This window comes from Coleofasciculus sp. B1-GNL1-01 (assembly GCF_040220235.1).
Classification (GTDB): Bacteria; Cyanobacteriota; Cyanobacteriia; order Cyanobacteriales; family Coleofasciculaceae; genus Coleofasciculus.
In genome coordinates this window covers 1-13,652 of the sequence record NZ_JAVJTO010000067.1, presented here as the reverse complement: position 1 = coordinate 13,652, position 13,652 = coordinate 1, and the positions used below count along the sequence as shown (strand labels likewise).

The 13,652-nt window shown below is 45.6% G+C and carries 13 protein-coding genes; 8 read left to right on the top strand and 5 right to left on the bottom strand.

What is annotated here, in order from left to right; translation table 11 throughout:
- On the top strand, positions 1-240 hold a 240-nt coding region (locus RID53_RS16575; protein ID WP_446389139.1), incomplete at its 5' end, for a hypothetical protein.
- On the opposite strand, the gene RID53_RS16570 is transcribed toward RID53_RS16575, so the two are convergent.
- Positions 224-1,882, bottom strand: coding sequence for a chemotaxis protein CheB (locus RID53_RS16570; RefSeq protein ID WP_446389138.1), 1,659 nt, complete (start codon positions 1,880-1,882; stop codon positions 224-226). The genes RID53_RS16575 and RID53_RS16570 overlap by 17 nt on opposite strands.
- Positions 1,883-2,255: 373 nt before the next feature.
- Between RID53_RS16570 and RID53_RS16565 the strand changes: the two genes are divergently transcribed.
- The 5 genes from RID53_RS16565 (at position 2,256) to RID53_RS16545 (ending at position 7,490) form a co-directional block, all read left to right on the top strand.
- Positions 2,256-3,353, top strand: coding sequence for a tetratricopeptide repeat protein (locus RID53_RS16565; RefSeq protein WP_446389137.1), 1,098 nt, complete (start codon positions 2,256-2,258; stop codon positions 3,351-3,353).
- Complete coding sequence (locus tag RID53_RS16560; protein ID WP_446389136.1) at positions 3,353-3,736, top strand: type II toxin-antitoxin system VapC family toxin; 384 nt, start codon at positions 3,353-3,355, stop codon at positions 3,734-3,736. Before RID53_RS16565 ends, RID53_RS16560 begins: the two co-directional genes overlap by 1 nt.
- A gap of 290 nt (positions 3,737-4,026) precedes the next feature.
- On the top strand, positions 4,027-6,024 hold the full coding sequence (locus tag RID53_RS16555; RefSeq protein WP_446389135.1) for a glycoside hydrolase family 10 protein: 1,998 nt from the start codon (positions 4,027-4,029) through the stop codon (positions 6,022-6,024).
- A 264-nt stretch (positions 6,025-6,288) separates the two neighbouring features.
- Complete coding sequence (locus RID53_RS16550; protein ID WP_446389134.1) at positions 6,289-6,861, top strand: Uma2 family endonuclease; 573 nt, start codon at positions 6,289-6,291, stop codon at positions 6,859-6,861.
- A 41-nt stretch (positions 6,862-6,902) separates the two neighbouring features.
- Positions 6,903-7,490 (top strand): Uma2 family endonuclease, encoded by a 588-nt coding sequence (locus RID53_RS16545; protein WP_446389133.1) that lies wholly within the window; start codon positions 6,903-6,905, stop codon positions 7,488-7,490.
- 120 nt (positions 7,491-7,610) lie between these two features.
- On the opposite strand, the gene RID53_RS16540 is transcribed toward RID53_RS16545, so the two are convergent.
- Both RID53_RS16540 and cobA read right to left on the bottom strand, forming a co-directional pair.
- Entirely contained in the window at positions 7,611-8,753 is a 1,143-nt protein-coding gene (locus RID53_RS16540) for a hypothetical protein (RefSeq protein WP_446389132.1), read from the bottom strand.
- Between the two features lie 194 nt (positions 8,754-8,947).
- Positions 8,948-10,477 carry a uroporphyrinogen-III C-methyltransferase gene (cobA, locus tag RID53_RS16535; protein WP_446389141.1) on the bottom strand — a complete coding sequence of 510 codons (1,530 nt, stop codon included), beginning with the start codon at positions 10,475-10,477 and terminating at the stop codon, positions 8,948-8,950.
- Between the two features lie 295 nt (positions 10,478-10,772).
- Between cobA and RID53_RS16530 the strand changes: the two genes are divergently transcribed.
- Entirely contained in the window at positions 10,773-11,126 is a 354-nt protein-coding gene (locus RID53_RS16530) for a hypothetical protein (RefSeq protein ID WP_446389131.1), read from the top strand.
- A 772-nt stretch (positions 11,127-11,898) separates the two neighbouring features.
- Here the strand turns inward: RID53_RS16530 and thiL are convergent.
- The gene (gene thiL / locus RID53_RS16525; protein ID WP_446389130.1) at positions 11,899-12,909 is read right to left on the bottom strand and encodes a thiamine-phosphate kinase; all 1,011 of its coding nucleotides are present in this window, start codon (positions 12,907-12,909) and stop codon (positions 11,899-11,901) included.
- A 24-nt stretch (positions 12,910-12,933) separates the two neighbouring features.
- Positions 12,934-13,227, bottom strand: coding sequence for a hypothetical protein (locus tag RID53_RS16520; RefSeq protein ID WP_446389129.1), 294 nt, complete (start codon positions 13,225-13,227; stop codon positions 12,934-12,936).
- Between the two features lie 228 nt (positions 13,228-13,455).
- Between RID53_RS16520 and RID53_RS16515 the strand changes: the two genes are divergently transcribed.
- Positions 13,456-13,652 (top strand): helix-turn-helix domain-containing protein (locus RID53_RS16515; protein ID WP_446389140.1); only part of this gene is annotated, 197 nt, incomplete at its 3' end.

Below are 13,652 nucleotides of genomic sequence, written 5' to 3'. Positions count from 1 at the left end.
AGCCATTTTCCGACCCAACAAGTGCAAGGTTTTTACACTATAACCGTCTTGCATCCTGGAATTTTTGCCGACCTCAGCGCCGAATTCTCCCTCGACAGAGGGTTGAAACCATTGCAAGAAAAATCAGGTAATATCCGGAAATTTCTGAGTATTGTAAAGTATGGCACAATTCGGAATATAGATAAAAACCCATCAATACAAAATAGCCAACGAGACGCTCGCACTATAACTCTCTATTAGCTGTTCCCTGTTCCCCTTTCCCTATCATCACTAAGCTGATTAGAGTAGAAGCGATCGCACTCATCGGCACAACCCAATCTACCGCCCCCGTTTGAATCGCCGCAGACGGCATCTCGAAAAAATCACAAGTGTCTTCATCTTGGGCGATGACTTTACCGCCCATCTTATGAATAGCCTGCACCCCCAAAGCACCATCGTTGCCCGTGCCAGATAGAATTACCGCGATCGCACGTTCTTTAAACGTAGCGGCGACTGACTGCAACAGTAGATCGGCAGAGGGGCGATCAAAGTCCACGAATGCTGCCTGAGAGAACGAAAACGTACCGTTCGGGTTGACTAGCAGGTGTTCAGTTGGGGGGGCTATGTAAGCTATCCCCGGTTGTATTGACTCTCCGGCTTCAGGCAGTTTGAGGGGTAAGGTTGTGGAATGGTTCACTACGTCACTGATCCAATTGGCAGAGGATTGAGAGTCTAGGTGTTGCACCACGACAAGCGCTGCCGGGAAATCCTCTGGTAAGGCAGCCAGGATATGGCTTAGAACCCTCAGTCCACCAGTTTTTGCTACCAGTACCACTAGTTTGAAAGTTTTTAGCTCGTTCTCCTGGTTTGGGTTGGAGTCTTGGGTAGCTGCGGCAGATGCTGGTGTAGTCGGAAATTGCCCTTGAAAAAGTGCTTGCCGAATGATGTCAGCACGCTGTCGGGCTTCCTGCGCTTTTGCTTCAAAACGTTGGGCTGAAATAAGACGATTGTTATTGCGGGCGTTGGCTGCCATCTGACTCATCAGTTCTCCACGCTCCTCTAAAGAACGGATTGCCGTCCACAGCGCCTGCTCCTGAGTCTCAGATTGCCCTGCTACCAAACTACCTGCTGACCAAGCATGACCCACGCGACAACGGTATTTGAGCAAACCTTTGTCGTTCTGATAGTACAGCATACCGCCGCAGTCGGGACAAGCTAAGCTTGCAGGTATTCCCAGATCACGCTCTCGCATAGCCGCCCCATTGAATTCCACCACATCAGGTTCTATCTCTGTCTCGTTCTGATTAGACATGGTTGTTGCTCCTTCCTCCGTTACCGATTCATGGGCTAGACGAACTAAAGCGGAGGCTATTGACGACAAGGGCAGAATATGGTCAACATCTACGTGTTTAATCGCGCTCTTGGGCATTCCCGAAAACAGGGCATCATTGGGATCTTGAACAATCGCCACACCGCCAAAACGTTTCACATCCACAAGCCCTACAGTACCATCGTCGAGCGTACCCGATAACACCACACCAACGACTCGGCATCCATACGCCTTTGCTGCCGTGCGAAACAAAGGATCAACCGCCGGACGACAGCCGTTCTCCTTCGGACCGTATACTAGGCGGACATAGCCGCGTTTGACTAGCAGGTGGTAGTCCGGAGGGGCTACATAGATGCGCCCTTGCACAATCTCTTCATGCTCTGTAGCATGAGCCACTGGTAAGGGACTTCTTCGGTTCAAAATATTCGGCAGAAAGCTTTTAACGTGGCGTGAAACATGAGTGACAATGAAAATCGCAGCGGGTAGGTTTTCCGGCAAAGCAGCAACCAGTTGCTTGAGCGCTTCTACCCCGCCGGCGGAGGCTCCAACAACGATGATGTCATGACCTGGCATTTATTTTTTCTTCTAGAAGGTGGGGGGAATATTTATTTGATCAATGCGAGATGATAACCCTTGTTGATATTTTCTACTACTGTTAAGGAGAATAACAAACTATTCTGGGTCTTCCGGACTTAGTGGGCTAAACTATCAGCTTTAATGAACCAGGAAGCTTACCACACAAGGACTGCCGCTTTTCATCGCCTCAAAACTCTCTTGAAATCCGGGTAAAATTGGTTAAAGCTATTGCTGTCCCATATTCCGGCAAATCCAACTAACAATTTAGCACACTAACTACGGAAGACCCGATCATGCTTGGCAACTCATCGCCTATGTCACAATGAGAAAATGGGAAACCAACATTCTTTATAATCGGGACGAACTGGCGATGGTAGCTATTCACCAGAGAGATGAACCCCAAATTTACGATGCCTATACCATAAAACCGTTAGAGCTATCTCGCTCTACCAACGGTGTGTATCAGCATTCCAAATGGCATAGCGAGGGAGACAGATTCTACGACTTGGGGCATTATCAGGAAAGTATTCAGTGTTACGAACGTGCTTTAACAAATAAGTCTGATGAATACCTTGCCTGGAATAAACTCGGCTTGGCATACTTAGCCCTGGGGGAACATCAGCAGGCATTATCTAACTTTGATCAAGCTATAGAGATTAACCCAGATAGTTATATTGCTTGGTATAACAAAGGAAATGTTCTCCGAGAATTAAACTATAAAAATGATGCTATTGTCAGTTATGATCAGGCTTTGGAATGCAAACCTGAACGCAATAAAGATTGGATTTTGCATAACCGAGGCATTGTTTTACATGACTTGGGTCGCCTTGAAGACGCGGTTATAAGCTATAACCAGGCTGTAGACGTTAATCCAAATAATTTTCAGGCATGGACGAATCGAGGTGCTGTTCTATCTCAGCTAGGTCGCTATCTAGAGGCAATAGATAGTTATGAACACGCTTTAAATATTCAAGAAAATGAAGTTATAATTTTGGCTAATCTGGCGATAGTTTATGGGGAATGTGGCAACATTGAAGCGGCAATTGAAAGTTTTAACAAAGCAATAGAGTTAGAACCCAAAAATTATAAATTGTGGAATGATCAAGGTGTAATATTTTATGACATGGGTCGGTATAAAGATGCACTTTCCAGCTTTGAACGGGCGCTGGCACTCCAACCCAATAATGCTCAGTATTGGTTTAATCGTGGCAATGCACTGCGCGAACTAGGACAGCTTGAGAATGCATTGGCTAGCTACAACACAGTTTTATTAATCGACAAAAATTATCCTGAAGCTGAAGCGATGCGTGACCAAGTTCTACAGGAGATTAAACACCAGAATAACCTACTGCTGATACCCAACCCAAAACCGTTACGACCCTTTGGCTTGTGTGCGGGAGAGTTCACTGTACCCGATGATTTTGATGATTCTCTACCCGAAGATATTTTGAGTGCTTTTGAAAGCTAATGAAACTTTTGCTTGACACTCATATCTTTTTGTGGTTTATCAGTGGCAATCCTAAACTATCAACACCTGTTTTAAATGCTATTCGTGATCCCAATAACGAGGTCTATCTGAGTGTTGTTTCAATTTGGGAGTCTATTGTCAAGTATCAGCTAAACAAGCTACCTCTGCCGCAGTCCCCCGAAATCTATTTACCCCAACAGCGGGTTCGCCATCAAATTGCTAGCCTGAGTCTCGATGAGGATAGTGTTGCTCAACTTATCAAGCTGCCTTTATTTCACCGTGATCCCTTTGATAGAATGCTTATCTGTCAGGCTTTGCACCATCGTTTAACCATTGCCACCGTCGATCAAAAGATTCGTGCCTACTCAATCAGTGTTATTTAATCAGGTCTATCACCCTTGCTCACCCTATATTAAATTAGCTGACTGAAGATGAATGGCGCTGACTTAAGGCTGGTGGGCAATGCCCACCCTACGCTATCTCAAGGGTTTTGGCGATCATAAAATGCTTATTTCAGTGCCATTGGACTGAGGATAGTACAAGATCACAGAAGCTGCCCCAATCATCGGGCAAGAGGCTGACGTTGATACCGATGTCCCGGATAATCGAGATAAGGCATCGAATCCTACCTATTAAACACTTCTAGCATTCTCTATCCAGGTTACCAATCCTCATGACTGCTTCCACTCCCCGTTTCCCCGATATCCAAAACCACTGGGCGCGTTCATTCATCGAAGGGTTAGCCCAGGCGGGTATGATTAGTGGCTTTCCCGATGGGCGTTTTCGTCCTAATGCTCCCATGAGTCGGGCGCAGTTTGCGGCGTTGTTGCAGAATGCTTTTTCTAAACCGAGTAAACGCCCGAATGTTCCGTTTGTGGATGTTCCTAGCAAACATTGGGCAACGGGGGCGATTGCTAAGGCGTATCAAACGGGGTTTATGTCGGGGTATCCGGGAAATCGGTTTCGCCCAGAGGCGAGTATTTCTAGAGTGGAAGTGTTGGTATCTCTGATAACGGGATTGGAGATAAGTACCAGTGGATTAGCGGAGGTGAAAGCTGCCCTACCGGAACTCTATCAAGATTTTAGTGACATTCCCAGCTATGCTATTGATCGGATTGCGATCGCAACCAATACCGGGATGGTGGTGAATTATCCCCAGCTTAAACGCTTGAACCCCCTCAAAGCCGCTACTCGTGCGGATGTTGCGGCGTTTATTTACCAGGCGTTAGTCTATACGGGTGAACTCGACGCTATTGGTTCAGACTATATTATCGTGCGCCAGAAAACCTTAAAACTGAGCCATCAACGGGAGTTTCGCGGGGTGTGGGTGGCGACTATCTGGAACATTGATTGGCCCCCCCAACGGGGATTGTCGGTTGCCCAACAGCAACGGGAATTGTTACAAATTGTTGACCGCATGGCTGAACTTCAGTTAAATGCGTTAATCTTACAAGTTCGACCGACTGGTGATGCGTTTTATGCCTCCCCGTTAGAACCCTGGAGTGAATGGATCACTGGCATACAAGGTCAAGCTCCCGATCCTTATTATGACCCCTTAGAGTTTGCGATCGCGGCTTGTCATCAGCGCAATATTGAACTCCACGCCTGGTTTAACCCCTACCGCGCCAAAACCTCTTCCCAAAATTCCACCAGTGTCGCCCCTCACATTAGCGTCACCCATCCCGAATACGTGTATAAATATGGTAATCAACAGTGGATGGACCCTGGGGTAAAAGTAGTTCAAGATTTAACCTATAACGTCATTATGGATGTGGTGCGGCGCTATGACGTTGATGGCATTCATTTGGATGATTATTTTTATCCCTATCCCATCGCGGGTGAAGCGTTTCCCGATGATAAAACCTATAAGGCTTATCAAGCTGAGGGCGGCACTCTTAGCTTAAATGATTGGCGGCGGGACAATGTAAATCAAATGGTGCAACGCCTTTATAACGGAATTCGGGCAACTAAGAAATATGTTAAATTTGGCATTAGTCCCTTTGGCATTTATCGTCCCGGACAACCGCCTCAAATTAAAGGCTTAGATCAATATGAATCCCTGTATGCTGACCCGAAAAAATGGTTAGAAGCAGGATGGATTGATTATATCGCCCCGCAATTGTACTGGCGTATTGACCCCCCAGCCCAAAGTTATCCCGTTCTCCTGCAATGGTGGACAGACAATAATCCCAAACAGCGCCATATTTATCCTGGAAATCGGTTAAGTATGTTGGATGATCAAGATTGGTCATTTTTGGAATATGAACGACAGGTTGATATTACCCGCAACCTTGCCCCCCAACTCTCCCTGGGCAATATTTTTTATAATATGAAAATATTTAATGAAAATCGTTTGGGAGTGGTTGAAAAGTTCCAATCCTCTGTTTATAATCAACCCGCATTATCTCCAACCATGTCGTGGCTGAGTGATACACCGCCAGCGATTCCGGTTCGGGTGAGAGTGATTGGAAATAAGTTGATCTGGAGTCCAGCCGTTAATGCCAAGATTCGTTCTTGGACGCTATATCAGCAGCAAGGTGAGAGTTGGAAACTACACAAAATTTTACCCGAGGAGATAACCGAGGCAGAATTAGCACCGGGAACCTATGCCGTGTGTGCTGTAGACAGACTGGCGAATGAAAGTTTAGGCGTTGTAGCATCTATTCAATAATGCCTTTGAGATGTGCAAATCAGGGTAGACAAAGGGAACGGGGAACAGGGAACAGGGAACAGAGAATACATAATTTAAATGCACATCAGTTTATTCGTGATATACCGTAGGGTGGGCAGTGCCCACCAGCCTTAAGTCTGTGCCATTCGACTTAAGCATTTAGCCAGGAATTAGAATCCCTGGCGGGAAGAAAGCGAGAGGTGTTATGACTTTGTACAGATGTTATAACTGCTATTACTAGACTGATAATATTGGGTAAAGCTCATGAATACTGTAACCTTAAATTTAGACACCATTCCCTTAACCGACGAACAGTTCTATCAATTATGTCAAAATAATCGCGAGTTTAACTTTGAAACGACGGCGCAGGGAGAATTAATTATCATGCCACCCGTTGGCGGAGAAAGTGGAAATCGAGAATCTGAACTGATTGCAGATTTAGTCATCTGGAATCGGCAAACTGCTTTGGGTTATACCTTCAGTTCCTCCACAATATTTAAGTTACCCAATGGTGCGAAACGTTCCCCAGATGCGGCTTGGATTCGCCGAGAACGCTGGGAAGCGCTCCCCCCTGAACAACGACGCAAATTTCCCCCAATTGCACCGGATTTTGTCATCGAATTAAGGTCAGCCACAGACGATTTGCAACCGTTGCGTGACAAAATGCAAGAATACATGGATGCTGGCGTGCAATTGGCATGGTTAATTAATCCCCAACAGCAGCAAGTGGAAATTTATCGTCAGGGACAGCCAGTAGAACTACGAAATCTGCCGACAGAATTATCAGGTGAAACCCTATTACCGGAATTTAGCTTAACTTTATCTGCCTATTTATAAAGCTATGTAAGTTTAAAGCTAATTGAAGCTAGGGTAAAAACATGAATACTGTAACCTTAAAATTAGATACAATTCCCTTAACCGACGAACAGTTCTATCAATTATGTCAAAATAATCGCGAGTTTAACTTTGAAACGACGGCGCAGGGGGAATTAATTATCATGCCACCCGTTGGCGGAGAAAGTGGAAATCGAGAAGCTGAATTAATTATCGATTTGGGAATCTGGAACAGACAAACTAACCTGGGTTATACCTTCAGTTCCTCCACAATCTTTAAGTTGCCTAATGGCGCTAAACGTTCCCCAGATGCGGCTTGGATTCGCCAAGAACGCTGGGAAGCGCTCCCCCCTGAACAACGACGCAAATTTCCCCCAATTGCACCGGATTTTGTTATCGAATTAAGGTCAGCTACAGACGATTTACAACCCTTACGTGACAAGATGCAAGAATACATGGATGCTGGCGTGCAATTGGCATGGTTAATTAATCCCCAACAGCAGCAAGTGGAAATTTATCGCCAGGGACAGCCAGTAGAACTGCGAAATTTGCCGACAGAATTATCAGGTGAAACCCTATTACCGGGATTTATCTTGAGTTTATCGGCGTATCCAGAGGATGCACTTGGTTAAGCCGATGAGCTAAACTGCCATGCATTTCAATCAGGTATTCCTAGCGAGCAATATGCAAAGCCTGCGGCATGGCTTCGCTAAACGCACTACAAGGATGAGAGCCATTGTTGACCCTGAACCTTATTGTTTATCCTCTGGCTTCTGCTCCTTGGCTTTTACTCTCTTCCTTACTTTACTCGGCTTCGGCTTTTTGGCTTCTACCTTCTGCTCGTCGGTAGTCGGCTTTGGCTCTTTGGCTTCCACCTTCTGCTCGTCGGTAGTCGGCTTTGGCTCTTTGGCTTCTGGCTTCGGCTTTTTGACCTCTGGCTTCTGCCGTTTTATCGTCGGCTTCTGCTCTTTGCCTTCTGACTGCTGTTCTTTACCTTCTGGCTTCTCCCTTCCCTTAGTCGGCTTCTGCTTTGACTTATTTTGCCGTTTCTCCTGCTGTACGGCTGTCTTGTCAGCCTTCGACGCCTTCAAAAACTTAGGTGCTTTATCCAAGGGTGGTGCTAACAGAGCATCAAACTCAAAAAGATTGCGAGTGGGCAAAAATTTAGCCTTGACTTGAATAAATGCCGGATGTCCTTGCTCCTCTTTGGGAGTTTTGGGATTGAATCGGAATGGCTTAACTGGAGAATCTTTCCACATCAACGGGAGGTGAGACGCCTTCATAAATCTCACCTTTTGCGCTGGTTCAGCTTGCTTGATATAATCTAAGCGATCGCGATTGAAATTACGGAAAATCGAGACAACAGGTCCTCGACAAACAGGTATAAATTGCCACAAGCCACGTAGCTGAAACTCAAAATCTTCCAATTGTGCCGCAACACCATCAGGTTCTCCTTTCGAGAATCCGACCAACTGAAAGGAAATCTGATGCGACTTAGTGCGTTGAGGAAAGTGGGTCACTCTGGGGTAAACGATTAATCGTTGAGTCGCTTCGCCAGTGTTTTTGATTTCTAGTTTCAGAGCGTTGAAAGCCTTGCGTAATCGAGAGGTATAAAACAATGGATAGTCTCGACCCGCCATAGTAAGCATAGCCCGCCCCTCGTCTGACCAGCTCACATCACCGACGACGATTCCAATCGCTTGGAAGATAATTCCATCATTTTCTGATTCCTTTGTTTCTTCCTCAGGAGTGTCAGATGTTTCGGGAGTGTCAGATGTATCAGATGTATCAGATGTTTCAGGTGGTTCAGGTGTTTCTGGCTTTTTAGGTGGTTCAGGTGTGTCAGGTGTGTCAGGTGTTGCTGTCGTCTGTTCGAGTTCTGGCTCTGTCATCATGGCTGCTGCTGACTTTTTCGTTCAGGGTAGCATTAGAAGCTATATTCCGTCGCCAATTGCGGTACGTTGGTTCAATTACAACCAACTGAAATTCTTATCCCGTCGTGTTTGGACGCCTGTAAGCGGTTTGCTGAGGGCGTTGAATCTCTGGCGAATTATGGCAATTAGTATGGCTGCGGTTTCCAGAATGCAATTTATGTTTGATTTACCCATTGTACTATGGCTTGGGTTAACCCTTCTAAGGTATACTCTTGAGCCTCTACATCCACTCGCCCTAAGAGTTGTTGACAGGTTTTAGACGTTTGTGGACCAATGGAGGCAATACAGACATTTTCCAAAAGCGAGAGTGGATGATTACTGTTTTTGTCCAAAAGCTTCCTAAAATTTTTGACGGTTTTAGAACTGGCAAAGGTAATAATATTGACGGTATGATTTTGCAACGCTGCCGAAGCTGGGGGTTCTATTTCCCCTGGACAGGTTGACTGATAGGCTGGCACTTCCACAATAGTAGCACCCTGGGCAGTTAAGTCTTTGACTAAAACCTCTCGTCCCCCAGTTTCTACACGCGGGAAGAGGAGAGTTTGTTCCGCCAGAGGTTCAGGAAAATGTTCAACTAGAGAATCGGCGACAAAATCTGGGGGAATAAAATCTGGATGTAATCCCCGTTCCTTTAAACTAGCCGCCGTTTTTTTGCCCACAACAGCAATTTTGACTCCGGATAACGCACGGCTGTCTTTTCCTAGTGTCAGCAATCGTTCAAAAAAGTACTTGACGCCGTTGCTTGAGGTGAGAATTAACCAATCAAAATCGGATAAATTAGTAATGGCTTGATCTAAGGCGTCCCAACTCGACGGCGGTGTAATCACCAAGGCAGGCATTTCAATCACCGTTGCGCCTTCTTTCTCCAACAAGTCTCGAAATGTACTCGACTGTTGCGCCGAACGAGTGACTAAGATTGTTTGACCCTGAAGCATCTGCGGCAAACCACGTCTATTGATGTCCTCGCCTATTGTCTCGTGTTTTGGGGTAAACTCAACGGGTAACTGTTGGTGCGATCGCAGATAATCTCGTAATCCTACCACTTCCCCTACGACAATCACCACCGGAGACAGGGAGACACCCGCTGTTTGCTTAACAATACTGGAGAGGGTTCCCACCCAAACCTGTTGCTGAGTCTGCCCACAAGCCCGAATCACCGCCACAGGGGTTTGATAGGATTTGCCATAACGCTGTAACTGCTGAACGATTGTGGCTAAATGACGCCCACCCATTAAAATAGCCAGAGTATCGATTCGCGCCAATGCTTCCCAGTCTAGGGCTTCGGGTTGATGCGCTGTCAGGACAGTAAAACAGCGACTCAAAACCGCATCAGTCAGGGGAATATTTGCCAGTAACGGTGCAGCTAGGGCAGAGGAAATCCCCGGTACGACTTCAAAGGCACAATCGGCATCGGTTAACGCTTGAATTTCAGATGTAGCCCGACCAAAGATAAAGGGATCACCACTTTTTAAACGGGCGATTTGCTTTCCTTGTTGGCATTGTTCAACCAACAATTGATTAATCGTTGCTTGTGGAGTTGAGGGACGCCCGCCCCGCTTTCCCACATCAAACTGGCGGCAATTTGCGGGGACTAATTGTAAAAGTTGGGTGTCTACTAAAGCGTCATAGACTAATACCTCCGCTTGATGGAGAATCTGTTGACCGCGTAGGGTGAGGTATGCCATACTTCCGGGTCCAGCACCGACGAGATACACTTTACCCAAAGGGCGTCGAGAACGCCCACGTCTAGAAGAATCAGGATAAAACCTGTCTGCTGCCTGTTGATTGTTGATTCTGGATTCTTGATTGGGGTGAACCATTCTCCAATTTTAAACTGTTTTCGCAAACACATCCTCCTGAGGATATATTCTATTTCTAAGCTAGGTAATAAAAAATTAAAAAATTATATATATGAGCAGAGTGTCTTCCGGTGAATCTGAGTGGTAAAATAGACTGTCGAACGAAAAGGAAACCAATTTTATGCAATTTATTCGAGAAAAACTCTTTTCTGCACGTCCAGTGCGTTTTCTCATTGCCGCTTCGCTGTGTACAGTTTTGTTGTTGTCCAATGCTTTGCCAGCGGCGGCTGTCGGTGGATCTGACAAAGGTAGCACCACCCTAGACGAAATTGTTGAGAAAGCTGAGCAAGTCGTGAAACAAGAACCGCGTTCGATGCAACAGGTGCAAGCGGAGGCGAATAACAGTACGAATACTGTTCAAGGTTCAGCAAATAAAGAAAAAATGAAGCAAGCAGAAAATTCTAAGTCAGGACCCCCCATGGCAGAAGATGTTAACGAAGCGGTCAAAGATCTCAAAGATGCTGATTATGATTAGCCCCTTTTGAGGAGGCGATTGAAATCGCTGCTACACAAATGTAGGCGAAGGCTTCCCGAAGGGTAGTCCGCCTGCGCGGACTCATGGGCTGTCCATTTATAGCAATCCTATTTGAGTCGTGTCCAAAAATCGTGTGTCATGGAGAATGGGCAATGGGAAAGAGTTTCAAAGCTTTTTTCTATTTTTTGATTTTTCACACCCTATAGCGCTACGCGCCAGGCAATAGGCAATAGGCAATAGGCAATAGTAAAGAAAAAAGCTTACTAAATTAGGGGATTGAGCGATTTTGAATTTTTCTTAATTTGTCCTAACGTGTCTGCGTAGTGCTATATTTAGGATTGCTATAGCTTTGAGTAGTTGATAAAATTCCAACAATACAGCAGATTTCAGGTTAAGCAAGATCCCCGACTTCTCTAAGAAGTCGGGGATCTGTCTGTGTACCTTACTTACTTGAAAAGCGCTGTAAGCTGTCATGCATTTAAATGAGGAATGGGTAGCGAGGAGGAAGGAAAACCGAGAACGTTTACAGATTATCAGGAACAGCCCCTATATATAGCATTTGTAAATGAGTTGTAAACCTAGGAGGTCTTTTCTTAGATTACTTAAAAACCCTGTATCTTTTTCCCCTATTGCCTATTGCCCATTGCCCATTGCCCATTGCCTTTTTACCGGGGTCTTGTGTTCACGACCCAAATAAAAACGCTATATGAGCGCACATTTTCCCATTCTGAAATAATACTATCAAAAACTAATCGAATTGTCTAGATTTTTTTCAAAAATGCTGAAATCCTCGACTTAGGGTTAATAATTCATCCGCATACTTTCCTGTACTATCTGTGAGACAAACCTCCGTACCGGATGTAATGGAACCAATAATTGCTGATCCGGCTGCCAATTTTTCGACAAATACCTGAGCCAATGGTTCAGACAAACATAACACCAGTTCAAAGTCTTCACCCCCATACAAAACCCAATCCCAAACTTGTTCTGGGGAAGCAAGCTGAGGTAATACGGAGGGGAGAGGAATCGCATCCCATTCCACCACAGCCCCCACCCCACTCGCTCGACAGATTTGGGCGATCGCATCCGCTAGTCCATCGCTGCTATCCATTGCGGTTAGGGGGATTGGAGATTGGGAGGCTAGACTTTCCCAGAGTTGAGGTAAGATATCTAGTCTTGGTTTAGGGCGTTGGTGGGCTTGAATCAGACGCGATCGCTCTTTTTCACTCAAGTCTTTGCCGAATTCCGGATTAAGTAACAATTCCAACCCAACTCGTGATGCACCATGAACTCCTGTCACCATGATCGCATCACCGACTCTAGCATTAGAACGCCGCATGACGCGCTGGGGTAAGACTTGACCAAATGCGGTAATTGATACCGTAATCACCGGAGACTGACAAACATCACCCCCGACAATGGGCGTATTATTATACGGCTGTAAACACTCAGACATACCTTGATAGAGTCGTTCAACCCAACTCACCGCCAAATCACCCGGAAGACTCAAGCCAACCGTGATCCCTAGAGGCGATGAACCCATTGCTGCTAAATCCGATAAATTTGCCGCCACAGCACGCCAACCCACATCTTCAGCCGACGTCGTGCGATCGCTAAAATGAATTCCATCTACTAAAACATCGGTTGTCACCACTAATAATTGCCCCGGTTCTGGATTTGGCATAATCGCCGCATCATCACCCACAATATCTGAGGGACAAAAACGCTGTAATCGTTTTAAAACACCCTGTTCTCCAATATCTCTAATAACATCATTGCTCATTTGTCAATTTATGGGTTTCATTATTCATTCATTACGTCGATGCAGTTTCGGAAAGCGATAGTAGGTATCCCCATCCGCATCAACTTCTGGGATAGCATTAAACATCTGAACTTGGTGTTCCAAATACTGCTGGGCGATTTCGGGTTCAACCCTAGCAGTTGCAGCCAACTGAATCAGAGAAATACAGCTATTTTCCGTTTCTAATAACTGATAAAACGTTTCCTCTAACTGCTTTTGTTGACTTCGGGTGGCTCTTTGCAAGAACAAGATGCCCAAAACACCTAAAGTGATCACCAATAGCAAGTCAATAATTGGCATATTCAGGGAACAGAGAATAGGGGACAGGAAACAAACCGATGATCCTTACAGTACAAGCGATGGTGCAGGCTCCCTCGTGATTTATCCGAGGGATGAAACCGAATTTCGACAAGCTCAATTGCCGCAAGGCGTCCAGCCTAGCCACTTGAGTTGCGAGTATATTTTTTCTAAGCCTCCTCAATTAATAGTGTATTATAATGTTAGCAAACATTGTATATTGTCGAGCAAGTGTTTAATTTGATTTACGAGTTTAAGCTAAAACCAACTACCGCTCAAGTCGCCACTTTTGCTGAGTGGCTAGAACAATGTCGTCGAGTCTATAACTATGCCCTTTGTGAGCGGAAAGATTGGGCAAATTCCCGTAAGTCTCCACTAAACGCTTGTTCGATTAAATACGAGTACATTATACCAGCGGATGCACCAGC

Coding starts and splice junctions, on each gene's coding strand:
- RID53_RS16570 (WP_446389138.1), bottom strand. CDS start 1,882: ATGCCAGGTCATGACATCATCGTTGTTGGAGCCTCCGCCGGCGGGGTA.
- RID53_RS16565 (WP_446389137.1), top strand. CDS start 2,256: ATGGTAGCTATTCACCAGAGAGATGAACCCCAAATTTACGATGCCTAT.
- RID53_RS16560 (WP_446389136.1), top strand. CDS start 3,353: ATGAAACTTTTGCTTGACACTCATATCTTTTTGTGGTTTATCAGTGGC.
- RID53_RS16555 (WP_446389135.1), top strand. CDS start 4,027: ATGACTGCTTCCACTCCCCGTTTCCCCGATATCCAAAACCACTGGGCG.
- RID53_RS16550 (WP_446389134.1), top strand. CDS start 6,289: ATGAATACTGTAACCTTAAATTTAGACACCATTCCCTTAACCGACGAA.
- RID53_RS16545 (WP_446389133.1), top strand. CDS start 6,903: ATGAATACTGTAACCTTAAAATTAGATACAATTCCCTTAACCGACGAA.
- RID53_RS16540 (WP_446389132.1), bottom strand. CDS start 8,753: ATGATGACAGAGCCAGAACTCGAACAGACGACAGCAACACCTGACACA.
- cobA (WP_446389141.1), bottom strand. CDS start 10,477: ATGGCATACCTCACCCTACGCGGTCAACAGATTCTCCATCAAGCGGAG.
- RID53_RS16530 (WP_446389131.1), top strand. CDS start 10,773: ATGCAATTTATTCGAGAAAAACTCTTTTCTGCACGTCCAGTGCGTTTT.
- thiL (WP_446389130.1), bottom strand. CDS start 12,909: ATGAGCAATGATGTTATTAGAGATATTGGAGAACAGGGTGTTTTAAAA.
- RID53_RS16520 (WP_446389129.1), bottom strand. CDS start 13,227: ATGCCAATTATTGACTTGCTATTGGTGATCACTTTAGGTGTTTTGGGC.